Here is a 14,764-nt window from a genome sequence, read left to right as displayed (position 1 = left end):
CGCTCCGGCTGGTCGATTGATCTAACCGACCCGACCTCCTGAACTTTCGAAGGGCCGTCCCGCTGGGGCGGCCCTTTTTGTTGCCGTCACCCACTGGGGGTGTTCAATACTTACCATGCGCGGAGGCTGGCTGCGTTTGACGCAGCATAAAGCTTGGTCGCGGCAACGGCGTGAATACGTGTCGTCAAAGCTTCGGTGTCTGGCCGCGTGCACTTGATGTCTGGCAAAGCTGCCGCGCGGCCTGACCCGGATATCCTTCTTCCTCACTTTCATCGAACACGACATAGGCGGCATAAGCGAATCTGGGTGCCATTTCGATCAACTTGAGCCAGCCTTTGCGAAGTTCCGGTTCGACAACGCGCCGTGGGAAGTATCCGGCCGAGGGAACCGACCGAAGATATTGCAGGCCGAGGGTGCCAATGCCCAGCTGAAGGCGCGGTGCATCAAGTTCCGGAAAGTTCAACATATGATCGGCGCGAAACTCCGGGCCCCAGTCTATCAGGACATAAGCGTTGCCCAGATCAGCGGGCAGGGCTTCCGGGCCGCTGCTGACAAGAACAAACTCGTCCTCGAAAAGCTGGAGCGCGGACAAGCCCGGTGCGTTTCGCGGCCGGTACATGATGGCAAGACCCAGGCTGCCTTCCTCGATTTCGCGCGTGAGTGTTTCCGACGAGGCCGCTGTCGCCCGGATGGCGACGTCAGGGAGTGCCGCCATCAACTCGGGCAGGGCGTTGATTAGATAGCCGTCCCAAAGGCTTGGTGTTGCGCCGATTTCCAAGGCGGCTGCCATCGAAGCAGGCAGACCGGCATCCAGCTTAGCCTGGGTCCACGTTCGCACCAGAACCTGCGCATGTTTGAGGAAATGCCGCCCGGCAATGGTCAGGGTCGCACCAGACTTGCTGCGTTCAAAAACGGGCTGTCCAAGCTGTTGTTCGAGCGTTCGAATCCGCATGCTGACAGTCGATTGCGTAACATGGACCTTGTCCGCTGCGTCAAGAAAAGTACCGGTTTCAACGACCGCAAGGAAAGTTCGGGCGAGCTCAATGTCCATCGTTCAACTATTTGAATATTCGATATTATGGGTGATATAAATTCGTTATTCAACGCTATGCGGATGTGCGATATATGCTGCGTAGCGCGAAAGTGCCCCCACCGGATCGGACCGCCAATCAACAGTTTTCATCGTATAGTGGACAACCCGATCTGCGGAACAGGTGTAATCTGTCTGCCGTAGATAAGCCTCCGACACCCAAGCGCTGCACCAACCCCTCAATGGGTAAACTGCCCTTTCCCTGATGGAGAACAAAATGAGTCGAGTTTCTGTTGTTGCTCTGCTCGCGTCATTCCTTGCCCTTCCGGCCGCTGCCTTGCCGGTAGGACTGGACACGGACGGTGATGGTCTGGCTTCGCTGACCGAGCTACAGACAAAGTATCCCGATATTACCAGTGAGAGCTTTGCCGAAATTGACACGGATGCCGACGGTTTCGTCAATGACGAAGAAATGGTCGCTGCGGTCGAGGCAAAGTTGCTTCCTGATCCCAAAGGTGACGAATAAGCCAGGGTTGCCAAGAACATGAGAAACCCCTCTCCACCCTACAGGTGGATGCTTGCCGGAATGGGTATCTGGTTAGTGCTGTCCCCATTTGTACTGTTCAGCCAGAAAACCCTAGCTCACGGTTCGTCTGACCGTGAGTCGCTCGCCTTCATGACGATCGGTATTGGTGTGTTGGTCATGTCAGGCGCTAGCGGCCGGGGCCACCTTCTCGCACGGGTGGCTCCGGTATTGGCGGTCGGGGCATTGCTGATCGCCGCGCCCGAGGTGCTGCATTTTACCGGTCATGGTGTGGCAGTGGCAAATGCTTGGCTCACGGGATCTGCGCTGATCGCGCTCGCCGCTTGGGAGGCGCTGGCGAGCAACAGATTGCGTGCGATCCTGTAGGCTGGCGCGGGGCAGGCAACTGCCCCGCGTTTCTTTTGGCTCCGGCGTCTAAATGATCTCGTCCTCATCGAACATCGGATCGCCGTCAAGCTGGCTGGCAATTGTATCGACCCGCATTTCGACATCCGAGCCGGTCGTTTCCGCAATATGAAACAACGCGTCACCTTCATGAACGACAGGCAGATTAGTGCGCCCCACGATGATACCCGTGGTTTCGCAGATGATATCGGTCCTGAGTTCTCCGAACGGGTCGGAAATGCGTCCAAGCAGGTCACCGGCGGCCACGTATTCTCCGGTCGCTTTGAAAGTCCGCAACAGGCCACCGGCGGGCGCGCGCATCCATGAGCTTGACCGGACATGGACAGGCTTTTCGCGCACAGCGGCGATGCCACGCTTGGCAACCATGCCCTTTGCGTTCATCACCCGAAGGATGCCTGCAACCCCCGCCCGCGCAGACAGTTCGTCGAAACGCAGACCCTCACCGCCCTCGAACAGCAGGATATCCACACCACGCTCTTGCGCGGCCTTGCGCAGTGACCCGTCGCGCAGCTTTGAAATCATCACCACGGGCGCACCGAAGGCATCCGCGTATCTAAGGGTGACATCCGAAGCCGGAGAGACGCGGATCTGCGGCAGATTGGTGCGATGAATCGCGGCAGAATGAAGATCGATCCCCAGGTCCGACCGCTCGACGATCTCGGTCATGAAAAGATGCGCCAGCCGACCGGCCAGCGACCCCCCCTCGCTGCCGGGGAAGGAACGGTTCAGGTCGCGCCGGTCGGGAAGGTATCGGGAATGTGTCATGAAACCAAAGGCATTCACGATCGGGATAACCAGCAAGGTACCCGCAAGCTTGTCAAGTTGTGGCGCCCGAAGCAGTCGCCGCGCGATTTCCACGCCGATCACTTCATCGCCGTGAACGGCGGCACTGACGAACAGGACCGGTCCGGGGCGGCGACCGTGAACCACGTGTACTGACATGCTTACCGGCGTGTGATCCGACAGTACGCTAACCGGCAAATCCAGAGTGGTTCGTGTGCCGGGCGGTACGCGAAAACCTCCGATTTCAAAGGGACCGCGCATCACCTTTACCCACGGCCTCGTGTCTTTGTGTTGCCTTTGGCTGCATTCTTTTCGAGAAACTCGATGATTTTGCCCGCGACATCAATGCCGGTGGCCTTTTCAACACCTTCAAGCCCGGGCGAAGAGTTTACTTCCATCACCACGGCGCCGTGATTGGCGCGCAGCATATCGACACCGCACACATTAAGACCCATGGCCTTGGCCGCACGCACGGCTGTCGAGCGTTCCTCGGGTGAGATTTTGATAGGCTTGGCGCTGCCACCCCGATGCAGGTTTGATCTGAACTCGCCCTCTGCCCCTTTTCGTTGCATCGCCGCGATCACCTTTCCACCGACCACAAGCGCACGAATATCCGTGCCGCCTGCTTCCTTGATGAACTCCTGTACCATGATGTTGACCTTGGCGCCGCGAAACGCCTCGACCACGGATTTTGCCGACCGGTTTGAATCCGCAAGCACCACTCCGATGCCCTGCGTGCCCTCCAGCAGCTTGACCACCAGCGGAGCGTCCCCCGCCAGTTTGAGAACTTCGTCGGTCTGTTTCGGGTCATGCGCGAAGGTGGTGACCGGCAATCCGATCCCGTCACGTGCCATCAGCTGCATGGACCGCAACTTGTCACGGGATCTGCCAATTGCAACCGACTCGTTGAGCGGAAATACACCCATGATTTCGAACTGCCGCAACACGGCCAGCCCATAGAATGTGACCGAAGCGCCGATCCGTGGGATCACCGCGTCATAGCGCCCAAGCTTTTTGCCGTCGTAATAAACCTCGGGTCGGCGCGACGCGATATTCATGTAACAGCGTAGCGTGTTCACGATATCCAACTGGTGCCCGCGTTGTTCAGCAGCCTCTTTCAGACGCTGGTGGGAATACAGGTTTGGATTTCGGGCAAGCATGACAAGCTTCATTGATGTCGTCCTTCTGCGTCCTTGGATCTTGTCTTGCTCTTCATCTTTTTCGGGTCTTTTCGTGCATCCAGAAGATATGAGTGGCCGGGATCGACAAGGATCCCGCGCCGTCGAATGGCGGTACGGCCAAGGATCAGGTCAAACTCCATCCTCGCGCGATTGGCCAGCGAAACGTCGATCAGCCAGCGATGCCGTCCAAGCAGAAGTTGCGTTCTGACAATCAACCGGCGTTCCGGAATGCCACCAGTGTTCTTGATTTCCCGCTCGTCTACAACCCGCGTGCGCACCCGACCCGATGAACGGCGGTTATGGACCGGGATCATGAACTCGACCCATCGTTCGCCATCAACCTCGAACACGGTCTGGTCCACGGCATGCAGGGCCGCGGTTCTGGCGCCTGTGTCTATCTTTGCTGGAATATGCTCGATCCCGAACTCGGGCAGGCTGATCCGCTCGCGCCATCCTATGACTTCGGGGTATCCTGTTTGTTTAGCCATGGCGACTAAGCCACGCAGTCATCATTGGCGCGCCGGTAATTCACAAACGAATTCGCGCTCATCACAACGTAAAAACTATCCATATCGATTAACACATACCCAAGTTCAAAAAGTGCGATCGACAGGGCGCGGATATCTGCTTCATACAAACGCCTGCGCCCGGCGATCCGACGCACCAACTTGTCCGGAATGCGATACCGTCCGCTGGCCTTGCCGCCAAACTCCTGATCGTACAAGACGGCCAGACGTTCGGCTGCGGCGGATATCCAGTCATTTTCCTGCATGCACTTTCTTACAAATCAAAAATTTATTTGTCTATAGGCAAATAATTTCTGCTATATCGGCATAAGTTAAGAATCTATACCCCCACAGGTCGGCGGATGAGCGATACGGACTCCTTACCAAAGGAAACAGGGACGCAGCTTCAGCTGGCGTTGGAAAATCGCGACGGGGCGGCGCTGGCAGACCTGCTTGATCCGCTTTCGCTCAGCGATGCCTTGCGGGAATTGCTCAACCTGCCCGTTGACCAGCGAAGCGCCGCGCTCTCGTTGCTGCCACCGGAACGTGCGGCCGAACTGGTCGAAGAAGCGCCAAACGCGCTGGCGGTCGATCTTGTTGAACGCTTGGTATCCGAACAGGCCGCCGAGATCATCCTTGAGCTGGATTCCGACATTCAGGCGGATTTGATCGGTGAACTAGAAGACGCCGATGCAGAAGCGATCCTTGCCCGGATGGACCCGGAAGATGCGGCGGATGTCCGGCGGCTGGTTGAATATGACGACGATGTCGCCGGTGGTCTGATGGTGGCCGAAGCCTTTACCTTTTCCGATGGCGATACAGTCGGAAAGGTTCTGCGGCGTTTCGCTCATGAAGAATACGATCTGGAACGTTACCGTGGCCAGCACCCCTACGTTTTGAATTCCGATGGCGTGCCTGTCGGAGTGCTGTCCTTACGCAGCCTGCTGTCCACACGGCGAAGCATCAAACTCACCGATATCATGGTGCCCCCTATCACGGTTCCGGCCGGCATGCCACTGGAAGAACTGGAGGACCTTTTCGATGAGCACCCTTTTCTTGGGTTGCCGGTTGTTGAAACGGACGGGAACCTTGTGGGTGTCGTTTCCCGTTCTGCCGTGGATGAGGCCCTGCTAGAGCGCGCGGAATCCGCAAGCCTGAAACGTCAGGGTGTCTTTGGGGACGAACTGCGATCGATGCCCTTGCCGCTCAGGGCGCGGCGTCGGCTTCAATGGCTGTCGGCCAACATCGTGCTCAACGTGATCGCGGCCAGCGTGATTGCCGCCTATGAACAGACCCTTGCCGCCGTGATCGCACTGGCTGTGTTCCTGCCGATGGTCTCGGATATGAGCGGTTGTTCCGGCAATCAGGCCGTTGCTGTCAGCATGCGCGAGCTTTCGCTTGGTCTGGTTCGGCCCATTGATGCTATGCGGGTCTGGTTAAAAGAGGTCTCGGTCGGCATCATCAACGGCTGTGTCCTTGGCCTGCTAATCGGACTCGTTGCCTGGATGTGGAAAGGAAACCCGTTTCTGGGTTTGGTGATTGGCGGCGCGCTGGGCCTGAACACGATCATCGCGGTATCGATCGGTGGCGTTCTGCCATTGTTGTTAAAGCGCATCGGTCAGGACCCGGCGGTCGCCAGTGGCCCTTTGCTGACAACGATCACTGACATGGCGGGTTTTTTTCTGGTCCTGAGCCTTGCAACGGCGATGATGCCGCTCCTGAATTAGTGTTTTTCATGCGCCCTGATCAACACAGGGGTCGGGCGCTCAACCACGAGGAAGACATGACGATCTCAAGCATTGTCAAAACGCAGAACCTGAAAAAGCCGCCATTTTGCGACACTGACACAACGGTGTTCGATGCGGCCGTCACCATTGCGTTGCTGGACGTGAATGCGTTGGCGGTTCTCAGCGATGGGAAGCTGGTCGGGATTATCACGGATCATGACGTGCTGCTGTGCCTGGCGGATTCCGGCTCGGCTTTTTACAAGCAGACTGTGGGTGACTGGATGACGGAAAAACCCGTCACCTGCGCGCTGGGCTCGAAGTTGTCGACCGGTCTTAATCTGATGGCCAAACACAAGATCCGAAACCTTGTCGTAACTCAGAATGGAAAAGCAATTGCCGTTGTGAGCAGTAAAGAAATCCTGGCACGGGTGCATGAGGAAGACGAGCTGGAGCTGAAGGTGTTGCGTGATATCGCCCGCGGGGCTCAGGGCCAGTCAATCGCCTGACACCGCGGTTCCATGTCTGCTCGCTCTCCACTCAGGACCGCTAAGGAAGGTCACTGTTGGAAATGGAAATGCTGACTTTCCAGGTGCCATCCGTCTGGCGTTTCAGGACGTTCACAAACTTCCCTTTTTCCGGCGGATCAGAGTCAGCAAATGCAAAGGATCCGACCTGATAGGCGGTATCACTATCGACACCGAAATCGATCAACTCATTTGTATGTGTTCCGCCGATGTTTTCCTTCATTCTTTCCTTATAGGCTTCGATGAACGCTTCGCGCCCGCGCAGCAGGGGCTCGCCGGGCGCCAACAACATGACGTCTTCGGTAAAGAACGCAGCTGACGCGAACAAACGTCCCGGCCACCGCCAGGATTCTGAATTGCGCGACCTGCCAAAGCAGGCTTGATCGCACATATGCACTGCGTTAGGCACCGAGGATGAGGAGACTTGCTGAAATGCTGTGCCGCAATGGCTTACGCCCGCCCGCATGTTGCGGGTATCCGACGGCACGGGTCGGGATCGCGACTCTTCTTTTTCATTCGCCCAAGTCACCAAGCTGACACTGACATGCTGCGCATCACCGAAGATATTGCTCTGCAAGACTGGGAAATGACCGAAAGTTTTGTACGATCGTCCGGTCCCGGAGGGCAGAATGTCAACAAGGTGTCGACCGCAGTCGAGCTGCGCTTCGAAGCGGTACGCTCACCGTCCTTGCCCGATCCGGTCAAGGCCCGGCTAAAGCGACTGGCCGGGCGACGCTGGACCAAAGATGGCGCAATCATCATTCAATGTGAGGAAACACGCTCGCAGGCCCGCAACCGTGAAATCGCGCGCGCGAGGCTGGCAGAACTGATCGCCCGCGCGCTGGTCAAACCCAAACGGCGGATCGCAACGAAACCGACCTATGGTTCGGTCAAGCGTCGACTTGCCGCGAAAAAGGCGCGTGGCGACGTCAAGGCGCTGCGGGGCAAGGTGTCTGAAGATTGATCTGGCATCTTGCCGGGGCGTTGATAGTCTGGCCCGCAAAGGCTGCAAAAGGGCAACGTCATGAGGCTGGAGGGAAAAACCGCAATCGTCACCGGTGGTGCATCGGGTTTTGGCGCGGGGATCGTGCAGAAATTCCTGGCCGAAGGCGCACGCGTCATGATCGCGGACATCAATGGTGACGCAGCCGCTGATATGGCGGGGCAACTTGGGGCCGAGGTATTGGCGCACCAGGTCGACGTCGGCAATAGGGCTTCAGTTCAAAAGATGGCGGACACGGCACTCGCCGCCTTTGGGGCGCTCGATATTCTGGTAAACAACGCAGGTGTCACCCACTTGCCAACCCCTCTGGAAAATGTCACCGAGGATGATTTCGACCGGGTCTTCAAGGTGAACATGAAGTCCGTCTATCTGACCGCCCGGGCATTTGTTCCCCATATGAAGGCGCGCGGCGCGGGTGCAATTCTGAACGTAGCCTCGACGGCGGGCCTGTCTCCGCGCCCGAATCTGAACTGGTACAACGCGTCCAAAGGGTGGATGATCACGGCAACCAAAACCATGGCGGTCGAATTGGCCCCAACCGGCATTCGCGTGAACGCGATCTGCCCAGTGGCGGGCGAAACACCGCTGTTGAAATCTTTCATGGGCGAAGACACGCCCGAGATTCGCGCCAAATTTCTGGCGACCATCCCGCTGGGACGGTTTTCAACACCCGAAGACATGGCCAACGCCGCCTGTTTCCTGTGTTCAGACGAGGCCAGCATGATCACCGGCACCGCGCTCGAGGTCGATGGCGGCCGATGCATCTGATCCGCTCTTCATCTGGCCAAAAATATCCCCGCCGGAGGCAGCGCGCGCCCGCGCGCTTCCCCGCTCCAATCCCGAGTTCAAGATGATCCCTGGACCAAGAAACCTGATTACCGATGTCCCCGGCCTGAAGGTTGGAAACGCCCAGGACGATGCGCTGAAGTCCGGGACCACGGTTCTTACCGCAGATAAACCGTTTGTTGCGTCGGTTCATGTCATGGGCGGGGCACCGGGTACGCGCGAAACCGATCTGCTTGCGCCTGATAAAACCGTCACAGGGGTGGACGCGCTGGTTTTGTCCGGCGGATCGGCCTTTGGACTCGACGCCTGCTCGGGTGTTTCAGATGCGATGCGGGTCGAGGGGCGCGGATTTCCCGTCGGGTCCGCTAAGGTTCCGATCATTCCCGGCGCGATCCTGTTTGATCTGCTCAATGGCGGTGCAAAGGATTGGGTGGAAAACCCCTATCGTGCGCTGGGGCGGGCTGCTTATCTGGGCGCTTCAAAAGAATTTGATTTGGGGTCCGTCGGGGCAGGCACCGGGGCGTTGGCCGCAATGCAGAAGGGCGGGCTTGGCTCTGCCTCGTCCATTCTGCCTGATGGGGTCACGGTCGGGGTCCTCGTTGCGGCGAACCCGCTGGGCAGTGTCACAACACCGGGTGACCGGCACTTTTGGGCGGCCCCCTTTGAACAAGGTGCAGAATTTGGCGGGCTGGGTCCCGATATGTCGCCGGATCAAAGCCGGATCCGCCCCAGCCGCAAAGCGATGGCCATGAGGCCAGCGCAACCCGAACAGACAAACACGACCATCGCCATCGTTGCCACGGATGCCGCATTGACCAAACCCCAATGCCAAAGATTGGCCGTTGCCGCCCACGACGGAATTGCCCGGGCGATCCTTCCCGCACACACACCCGGCGACGGTGATCTGGTTTTTGGCATCAGTACCGGCGCACGCCCCATCGCATCCGAAGCCGATCTCGCTCTGATCGGGCACGCGGCTTCGCTGTGCCTGTCCCGCGCCATCGCGCGGGCGGTTTATCTGGCGACCCCGGCGGAAGGAGACCTGTTGCCCTGCTGGATCGCTGTACATGACTTAAGTTAAGGACACACCATGTGTCGCAGTGGCACTGTAGATGCGCGCGGCAATCCGCGCGTTGACACTTTTATGCGCCGGGGGTCCATTCGGTGCAGCCAATTTGTATCGGAGCACAAGCTATGAATCGTATCCTCACTATCGCAATCGCTGGCCTGCTGGCGCTGCCCGCCCATGCCGAAGGCGATGCCGAAGCCGGTGAGAAAGCTTTCAACAAATGCAAGTCCTGCCACATGATCGCTGACCCGGCCGGAGAAGTCATTGTCAAAGGCGGAAAAACCGGTCCCAACCTCTTTGGTGTCGCCGGCCGCACTGCCGGAACCTACGAAGACTTCAAATATGGCGACAGCATCGTCGCAGCCGGTGAGAAGGGTTTGGTCTGGGATGAGGCCTCCTTTGCGGAATACACGCAGGACCCTAAGGGCTTCCTGAAATCGTATCTGGACGACACCGCTGCCAAGTCGAAAATGACCTTCAAACTGAAAAGCGGCGGTGAAGACGTCTACGCCTATATCGTCAGTGTATCAGGCGAATAATCGCTAGCATTGTGCACCCATGCACAAGGACCAAAGGCCGCAGCCCCTGCGGCCTTTGGTGCGATTGATACCAGTGTAGAACAGCGCCACTTTGGTATCTGACGGCAAACCGCAGAGTGTGCCGCAACGCCAAGCCGACCCGGCAACAGCTAAACCCAACATCAGCGCCCGTCAGGCGGATTGGCAACAGGAGAGGACAGATGGGCATTATGATCCCGGCTTGGGTCAATGGTGAATTGACTCCGGTAGACAAACTTGAAGCTCACGAAAAGGGCCTCAAGCACAAGGCCGTGTCGGTGTTTGTCGTTAGGGGCACCGAGATTTTGTTGCAGCGTCGGGCGCTGGGCAAGTACCACACGCCCGGCCTGTGGGCGAACACTTGCTGTACACACCCCGACTGGGACGAAAGCTCGTCAACCTGCGCCGTGCGCCGTTTGAACGAAGAACTGGGGATCACAGGTCTTTATCCTGAATACCGTCACCGTTTGGAATACCACGCCGATGTTGGGAACGGCATGGTGGAAAACGAAGTGGTCGACGTTTTTCTGGCCCATGTGCGCGGACCGCTGAAAATCGCGCCTGATCCGGACGAAGTCATGGATATCCGCTGGATCGACTACCATGACCTGTTGGCCGAAGTGGCCCGCCACCCGGATCGGTTTACACCGTGGCTCAAGATCTACCTGCACAACCATGCGGACACGATTTTCGGCCCGGACCTGATCATTTCAGCTAAATCCTGAGGCACTCCGAAAATCCCTGCCTTGCAAGGGCGGCTCAAGCCGCCTAAATCAACGCGTCATGGCCAAGCAGAAGACAGACCCGAATTACAAGGTAATCGCCGAAAACCGGCGCGCCCGCTTCGATTACGCAATCGAAGAGGACATTGAATGTGGCATCATCCTGCAGGGGTCCGAGGTCAAATCCCTGCGCGCGGGCGGCTCGAACATCGCCGAAAGCTATGCCACGGTCGATGACGGAGAACTGTGGCTGGTCAACAGCTATATCGCGCCGTATGAGCAGGCCAAGATGTTCAAGCATGAAGAACGTCGCCGCCGGAAACTGCTGGTGTCCCGCAAGCAGATGTCGAACCTGTGGAACGCGACGCAGCGCAAGGGCATGACGCTGGTGCCGCTGGTTCTGTATTTCAACCACAGAGGACTGGCCAAGATCAAAATCGGCATCGCCAAGGGTAAGAAAACCCACGACAAGCGCGAAACCCAGGCCAAGCGCGACTGGTCACGGCAAAAGCAGCGCTTGTTGAAAGATCACAGCTAGAACGCCATCGCCGCCTGAACCGCCCGTTGCCAGCGATCATAGGCCGCGTCGCGTTCGGCTTGCTCTTGCGTTGGTTCGAACCGGCGGTCCAGCGCCCATGTTTCGGCAAAACCGGCCTGATCCGGGTAAATCCCGGCTTTCATACCTGCCAGCCATGCGGCGCCTAGGGCGGTCGTTTCCTGCATAACCGGGCGATCCACCGGGGCACCCAGACAATCTGAAAGACCCTGCATGGTCCAGTCAGATGCACTCATCCCGCCGTCGACGCGCAGGATGACATCCGCCTCTGCCCCCCAGTCGCCCTGCATGGCGTGCCACAGGTCGCGGGTCTGAAAGGCGATGCTTTCCAGCGTGGCGCGGGCAATCTCGGCCCGGCCGGAATTGCGTGTCAGCCCGAACATTGCACCGCGGCAATCCGGCTTCCAGTAAGGCGCCCCAAGGCCCGTGAACGCCGGCACCAGAATCACATGCTGGTTCGGGTCGGCCTGCGCAGCCAGGTCGCCGCTTTGCGGGGCCGAATCGATGATCTGCAACGCGTCGCGCAGCCATTGCACGGCGGCCCCGGCGATAAAGATCGACCCTTCCAGCGCATACGTGCGCTGACCGTCCAATTGGTAAGCGATTGTTGTCAGCAGGCGGTTTTTCGATTCAACTGGCTGCGCACCCGTGTTCAGCAGCGCGAAACAGCCCGTGCCATAGGTGGATTTCATCATACCGGGCTGGAAACAGGCCTGACCGATGGTGGCTGCCTGCTGATCGCCTGCCACACCCAGAATGGGGATATTCCCACCAAGCAAGGTGGTTGCGCCGAAATCCGAGGCGCAATCCTGCACGGTCGGCAACATTTGAACGGGTACATCCAGCAATTCGCAAATCTCAGCGCTCCAGGCGCCTTTGTGAATGTCGAACAGCAGGGTGCGGGCGGCGTTGGTGGCGTCAGTGGCATGGACACGACCTTCGGTCAGACGCCAGATCAGGAAACTGTCGATGGTGCCGAACAGCAACTCTCCGGCCTCTGCCCGCGCGCGTGCGCCTGAAACGGTGTCCAGCAGCCATTTGACCTTGGTGCCCGAGAAATAAGGGTCCAGCAGCAGGCCGGTCTGGGCGGTGACGTCATCTTCACACCCGGCTTGCTTGTATCGGGCGCAGATTTCGGCGGTGCGGCGGTCCTGCCAGACAATCGCGTTATGGATGGCCTTGCCGGTCTGCTTGTCCCAGACCACGGTGGTTTCACGCTGGTTGGTGATACCAATACCCGTGATCTGGTCAGCCGAAACACCGGCGCTTTCCATCACCTCGCGACACACATGCATGACGCTGGACCAGATATCCTCGGGGTCGTGTTCAACCCAACCTTCTTGCGGGAAATGCTGGGGGAACTCCTGCTGAGCGGTGCCAACACGGTTCATCTGCCCGTCGAACAGGATCGCGCGCGAGGACGTGGTGCCCTGATCAATTGCCAGAATAAAGGTCATGTCCGCTCTCCCCGGTGTCATTTTGCGCGACTTTAGCGCAAACAACGGCGCCGGGGCCAGAGCAGAAATCAGACCGGATCGACGGGAATATTGTCGATCAGGCGGACGCCATCGGCCCAGGCCGTAACGAACAAGCGCGCGGGTTTGCTGGCATTGGGCAGGCTTTCCAGCGTCTCGGCGCAGCGCAGATCGATATATTCCACTTCGGTAAAACCAGCGTCCAGCAATGCGGCTTTTGCGTCTTGCGCCAGCGCCGCGAAATCCTTGCCAGCGGCAAGCTTATCTGCCACCCGCCGCATGATCTCGTTCATGCGGGACGCGACCTTTACACCCTCAGGCGACAAAAGCAGATTGCGCGACGACATTGCCAGCCCAGAAGGCTCGCGCACGGTTGGGCAGCCGACAACCTCGATGGGAATGTCCAGATCGCGGGCCATGCGGCGCACCACCAGCAGTTGCTGATAGTCTTTTTCCCCGAAGTAGGCTCGGTCCGCCTGCGTTTGCAGGAACAGTTTGGCCACTACAGTGGCCACGCCTTCGAAATGGCCGGGGCGAAACGGGCCTTCCATCATGTCGGTCAAACCGGTCACGGATACCGTGGTGGAAAAGCCGTCGGGATAGATTTCCTGAGGGTCCGGCACATAGATCGCATCCACGCCATAAGGGGCCAGCTTTTGGGCGTCTTCATGTTCCGTGCGGGGATAGTTCGCCAGGTCTTCGGGGTTGTTGAACTGCTTGGGGTTCACAAAGATCGTCACGATCACCCGGTCACAGTTCTCCTTGGCGGCCTGCGCCAGCGACAAATGCCCTTCGTGCAATGCGCCCATGGTCGGAACAACGCCGATAACGTCACCTGCGCGGTGCCATTCTGTCGTCTTGGTCCGCAGTTCCGCCAGCGAGCGCAGGATCGGCGCGGTCACGTCTTTGGTCCTTTCGCCGGAGCCTGATCAGCAAAGACATGTTCGTCCGCCGGAAATGTTCGCGCACGCACTTCGGCCGCGTAATCTGCGATGGCGGCTTCGGCCAACGGGCCAAGCTCGGCATAGCGTTTGACGAATTTGGGTTTGAAGGCGGTGAAAAAGCCAACCATGTCATCGACGACCAGAATCTGCCCGTCACAACCGGCGGACGCTCCGATTCCGATGGTGGGGATGGCAACCTGTTCGGTGATCCTGTCGGCCAGACCTTGCGGCACTTTCTCAAGCACCACGGAAAACGCGCCGGCCTCGGCCACGGCGCGGGCATCTGCCATGACGGTTTCGGCCTGTTCGTCGCGCCCCTGCACCTTGTAGCCGCCCAGCGTGTTGATCGATTGCGGGGTCAGACCGATATGCGCCATCACCGGGATGCCGCGCTTGACCAGAAAGCGGATGGTTTCGGCCATCTCGGCACCGCCTTCCAGCTTGACTGCCCCCGCACCGGTTTCCGCCATCAGCCGCGCCGCGTTGCGAAACGCTTGTGCCGGGCTTTCCTCATAGCTGCCAAAAGGCATGTCGATGACCATCATCGCCGTGCTCAACCCGCGTGCGACGGCCTGACCGTGCAGGATCATCATCTCCATCGTGACACCAAGGGTGGATTCCAGCCCGTGCAAAACCATCCCGACGCTGTCCCCCACAAGAACAAAGTCACAATGCGTGTCCATCAGGCGCGCCATAGGCGTTGTGTATGCGGTCAGCGAGACCAGAGGCACGCCGCCTTTTCGGGCGCGAATATCTTCGGCGTTCGGGGCCTTTTTGCGGGCGGTGGCGCTCATGGTTGGCTCCTGCAGGGCTTATGTTGCAGTGCGGCATAGCAGATCGGCCGGGGCCAAAGAAACCCCGGTTGCGCGAACATTCCCTTGATTGACCTCAGGTTTAAAGGAACACTGCCGATAAAACGGCCCGGAAAACATGGGCGCAGATTTTCAGTTGG

The 14,764-nt window shown here is 58.7% G+C and carries 19 protein-coding genes; 10 read left to right on the top strand and 9 right to left on the bottom strand.

What is annotated here, in order from left to right; all coding sequences use genetic code 11:
• Positions 1-184: 184 nt before the first annotated feature.
• Positions 185-1,051, bottom strand: a complete 867-nt coding sequence (locus ACR0DY_RS16750) for a LysR family transcriptional regulator (RefSeq protein WP_480546903.1) — start codon at positions 1,049-1,051, stop codon at positions 185-187.
• A 256-nt stretch (positions 1,052-1,307) separates the two neighbouring features.
• Here ACR0DY_RS16750 and ACR0DY_RS16745 point away from each other — a divergent pair, with 256 nt between their 5' ends.
• The gene (locus ACR0DY_RS16745; RefSeq protein WP_480487879.1) at positions 1,308-1,556 is read left to right on the top strand and encodes an EF-hand domain-containing protein; all 249 of its coding nucleotides are present in this window, start codon (positions 1,308-1,310) and stop codon (positions 1,554-1,556) included.
• 60 nt (positions 1,557-1,616) lie between these two features.
• Positions 1,617-1,940 (top strand): SPW repeat domain-containing protein, encoded by a 324-nt coding sequence (locus ACR0DY_RS16740; RefSeq protein WP_480487877.1) that lies wholly within the window; start codon positions 1,617-1,619, stop codon positions 1,938-1,940.
• 48 nt (positions 1,941-1,988) lie between these two features.
• Here the strand turns inward: ACR0DY_RS16740 and ACR0DY_RS16735 are convergent, their stop codons facing one another.
• Genes ACR0DY_RS16735 through ACR0DY_RS16720 form a run of 4 tightly spaced genes read right to left on the bottom strand, consistent with a single transcriptional unit; the run spans position 1,989 to position 4,715 of the window.
• A complete protein-coding gene (locus tag ACR0DY_RS16735; RefSeq protein WP_480487875.1) occupies positions 1,989-3,023 on the bottom strand; it encodes a succinylglutamate desuccinylase/aspartoacylase family protein in 1,035 nt (344 codons plus the stop codon).
• Between the two features lie 5 nt (positions 3,024-3,028).
• The gene (gene rimK / locus ACR0DY_RS16730; RefSeq protein WP_480487873.1) at positions 3,029-3,934 is read right to left on the bottom strand and encodes a 30S ribosomal protein S6--L-glutamate ligase; all 906 of its coding nucleotides are present in this window, start codon (positions 3,932-3,934) and stop codon (positions 3,029-3,031) included.
• Positions 3,931-4,431, bottom strand: a complete 501-nt coding sequence (locus tag ACR0DY_RS16725) for an ATP-dependent zinc protease family protein (protein WP_480487871.1) — start codon at positions 4,429-4,431, stop codon at positions 3,931-3,933. Before ACR0DY_RS16725 ends, rimK begins: the two co-directional genes overlap by 4 nt.
• A 5-nt stretch (positions 4,432-4,436) precedes the next feature.
• The gene (locus ACR0DY_RS16720) at positions 4,437-4,715 is read right to left on the bottom strand and encodes a hypothetical protein (RefSeq protein WP_480482704.1); all 279 of its coding nucleotides are present in this window, start codon (positions 4,713-4,715) and stop codon (positions 4,437-4,439) included.
• Positions 4,716-4,811: 96 nt separating this feature from the next.
• Between ACR0DY_RS16720 and mgtE the strand changes: the two genes are divergently transcribed.
• Both mgtE and ACR0DY_RS16710 read left to right on the top strand, forming a co-directional pair.
• Positions 4,812-6,176 carry a magnesium transporter gene (mgtE, locus tag ACR0DY_RS16715; protein ID WP_480546909.1) on the top strand — a complete coding sequence of 455 codons (1,365 nt, stop codon included), beginning with the start codon at positions 4,812-4,814 and terminating at the stop codon, positions 6,174-6,176.
• Positions 6,177-6,232: 56 nt separating this feature from the next.
• Positions 6,233-6,682, top strand: a complete 450-nt coding sequence (locus ACR0DY_RS16710; RefSeq protein WP_480487867.1) for a CBS domain-containing protein — start codon at positions 6,233-6,235, stop codon at positions 6,680-6,682.
• A gap of 40 nt (positions 6,683-6,722) precedes the next feature.
• Here the strand turns inward: ACR0DY_RS16710 and ACR0DY_RS16705 are convergent, their stop codons facing one another.
• On the bottom strand, positions 6,723-7,091 hold the full coding sequence (locus tag ACR0DY_RS16705; protein ID WP_480487865.1) for a YybH family protein: 369 nt from the start codon (positions 7,089-7,091) through the stop codon (positions 6,723-6,725).
• Between the two features lie 153 nt (positions 7,092-7,244).
• Here ACR0DY_RS16705 and arfB point away from each other — a divergent pair, with 153 nt between their 5' ends.
• The 6 genes from arfB (at position 7,245) to smpB (ending at position 11,375) form a co-directional block, all read left to right on the top strand.
• Entirely contained in the window at positions 7,245-7,664 is a 420-nt protein-coding gene (gene arfB / locus ACR0DY_RS16700; protein WP_480474524.1) for an alternative ribosome rescue aminoacyl-tRNA hydrolase ArfB, read from the top strand.
• Between the two features lie 60 nt (positions 7,665-7,724).
• Positions 7,725-8,471 (top strand): SDR family oxidoreductase, encoded by a 747-nt coding sequence (locus ACR0DY_RS16695; RefSeq protein WP_480546911.1) that lies wholly within the window; start codon positions 7,725-7,727, stop codon positions 8,469-8,471.
• Between the two features lie 82 nt (positions 8,472-8,553).
• The gene (locus ACR0DY_RS16690; RefSeq protein WP_480546913.1) at positions 8,554-9,570 is read left to right on the top strand and encodes a P1 family peptidase; all 1,017 of its coding nucleotides are present in this window, start codon (positions 8,554-8,556) and stop codon (positions 9,568-9,570) included.
• Between the two features lie 113 nt (positions 9,571-9,683).
• Positions 9,684-10,097: a c-type cytochrome gene (locus ACR0DY_RS16685; protein ID WP_480482716.1), complete on the top strand. Its 414-nt coding sequence runs from the start codon at positions 9,684-9,686 to the stop codon at positions 10,095-10,097.
• 200 nt (positions 10,098-10,297) lie between these two features.
• The gene (gene idi, locus ACR0DY_RS16680) at positions 10,298-10,840 is read left to right on the top strand and encodes an isopentenyl-diphosphate Delta-isomerase (RefSeq protein ID WP_209505166.1); all 543 of its coding nucleotides are present in this window, start codon (positions 10,298-10,300) and stop codon (positions 10,838-10,840) included.
• 58 nt (positions 10,841-10,898) lie between these two features.
• Positions 10,899-11,375, top strand: coding sequence for an SsrA-binding protein SmpB (smpB, locus tag ACR0DY_RS16675; RefSeq protein ID WP_209505165.1), 477 nt, complete (start codon positions 10,899-10,901; stop codon positions 11,373-11,375).
• On the opposite strand, the gene glpK is transcribed toward smpB, so the two are convergent.
• From glpK to panB, 3 genes are all read right to left on the bottom strand, one after another.
• Positions 11,372-12,850: a glycerol kinase GlpK gene (glpK, locus tag ACR0DY_RS16670; RefSeq protein WP_480487857.1), complete on the bottom strand. Its 1,479-nt coding sequence runs from the start codon at positions 12,848-12,850 to the stop codon at positions 11,372-11,374. The two genes, smpB and glpK, sit on opposite strands and share 4 nt — an antisense overlap.
• A 68-nt stretch (positions 12,851-12,918) precedes the next feature.
• Complete coding sequence (gene panC / locus ACR0DY_RS16665; protein ID WP_480482723.1) at positions 12,919-13,770, bottom strand: pantoate--beta-alanine ligase; 852 nt, start codon at positions 13,768-13,770, stop codon at positions 12,919-12,921.
• Complete coding sequence (panB, locus tag ACR0DY_RS16660; protein ID WP_480487855.1) at positions 13,767-14,606, bottom strand: 3-methyl-2-oxobutanoate hydroxymethyltransferase; 840 nt, start codon at positions 14,604-14,606, stop codon at positions 13,767-13,769. Before panB ends, panC begins: the two co-directional genes overlap by 4 nt.
• Between the last annotated feature and the right edge of the window lie 158 nt (positions 14,607-14,764).

The sequence above is a fragment of the Ruegeria sp. O6 genome (assembly GCF_056535045.1).
This window is presented reverse-complemented; position numbering and strand designations above follow the sequence as displayed.

Excerpts from the sequence above, each read along its gene's own strand:
- ACR0DY_RS16750 (WP_480546903.1), bottom strand. The coding sequence starts at position 1,051 with ATGGACATTGAGCTCGCCCGAACTTTCCTTGCGGTCGTTGAAACCGGT.
- ACR0DY_RS16745 (WP_480487879.1), top strand. The coding sequence starts at position 1,308 with ATGAGTCGAGTTTCTGTTGTTGCTCTGCTCGCGTCATTCCTTGCCCTT.
- ACR0DY_RS16740 (WP_480487877.1), top strand. The coding sequence starts at position 1,617 with ATGGGTATCTGGTTAGTGCTGTCCCCATTTGTACTGTTCAGCCAGAAA.
- ACR0DY_RS16735 (WP_480487875.1), bottom strand. The coding sequence starts at position 3,023 with ATGCGCGGTCCCTTTGAAATCGGAGGTTTTCGCGTACCGCCCGGCACA.
- rimK (WP_480487873.1), bottom strand. The coding sequence starts at position 3,934 with ATGAAGCTTGTCATGCTTGCCCGAAATCCAAACCTGTATTCCCACCAG.
- ACR0DY_RS16725 (WP_480487871.1), bottom strand. The coding sequence starts at position 4,431 with ATGGCTAAACAAACAGGATACCCCGAAGTCATAGGATGGCGCGAGCGG.
- ACR0DY_RS16720 (WP_480482704.1), bottom strand. The coding sequence starts at position 4,715 with ATGCAGGAAAATGACTGGATATCCGCCGCAGCCGAACGTCTGGCCGTC.
- mgtE (WP_480546909.1), top strand. The coding sequence starts at position 4,812 with ATGAGCGATACGGACTCCTTACCAAAGGAAACAGGGACGCAGCTTCAG.
- ACR0DY_RS16710 (WP_480487867.1), top strand. The coding sequence starts at position 6,233 with ATGACGATCTCAAGCATTGTCAAAACGCAGAACCTGAAAAAGCCGCCA.
- ACR0DY_RS16705 (WP_480487865.1), bottom strand. The coding sequence starts at position 7,091 with ATGTGCGATCAAGCCTGCTTTGGCAGGTCGCGCAATTCAGAATCCTGG.
- arfB (WP_480474524.1), top strand. The coding sequence starts at position 7,245 with ATGCTGCGCATCACCGAAGATATTGCTCTGCAAGACTGGGAAATGACC.
- ACR0DY_RS16695 (WP_480546911.1), top strand. The coding sequence starts at position 7,725 with ATGAGGCTGGAGGGAAAAACCGCAATCGTCACCGGTGGTGCATCGGGT.
- ACR0DY_RS16690 (WP_480546913.1), top strand. The coding sequence starts at position 8,554 with ATGATCCCTGGACCAAGAAACCTGATTACCGATGTCCCCGGCCTGAAG.
- ACR0DY_RS16685 (WP_480482716.1), top strand. The coding sequence starts at position 9,684 with ATGAATCGTATCCTCACTATCGCAATCGCTGGCCTGCTGGCGCTGCCC.
- idi (WP_209505166.1), top strand. The coding sequence starts at position 10,298 with ATGGGCATTATGATCCCGGCTTGGGTCAATGGTGAATTGACTCCGGTA.
- smpB (WP_209505165.1), top strand. The coding sequence starts at position 10,899 with ATGGCCAAGCAGAAGACAGACCCGAATTACAAGGTAATCGCCGAAAAC.
- glpK (WP_480487857.1), bottom strand. The coding sequence starts at position 12,850 with ATGACCTTTATTCTGGCAATTGATCAGGGCACCACGTCCTCGCGCGCG.
- panB (WP_480487855.1), bottom strand. The coding sequence starts at position 14,606 with ATGAGCGCCACCGCCCGCAAAAAGGCCCCGAACGCCGAAGATATTCGC.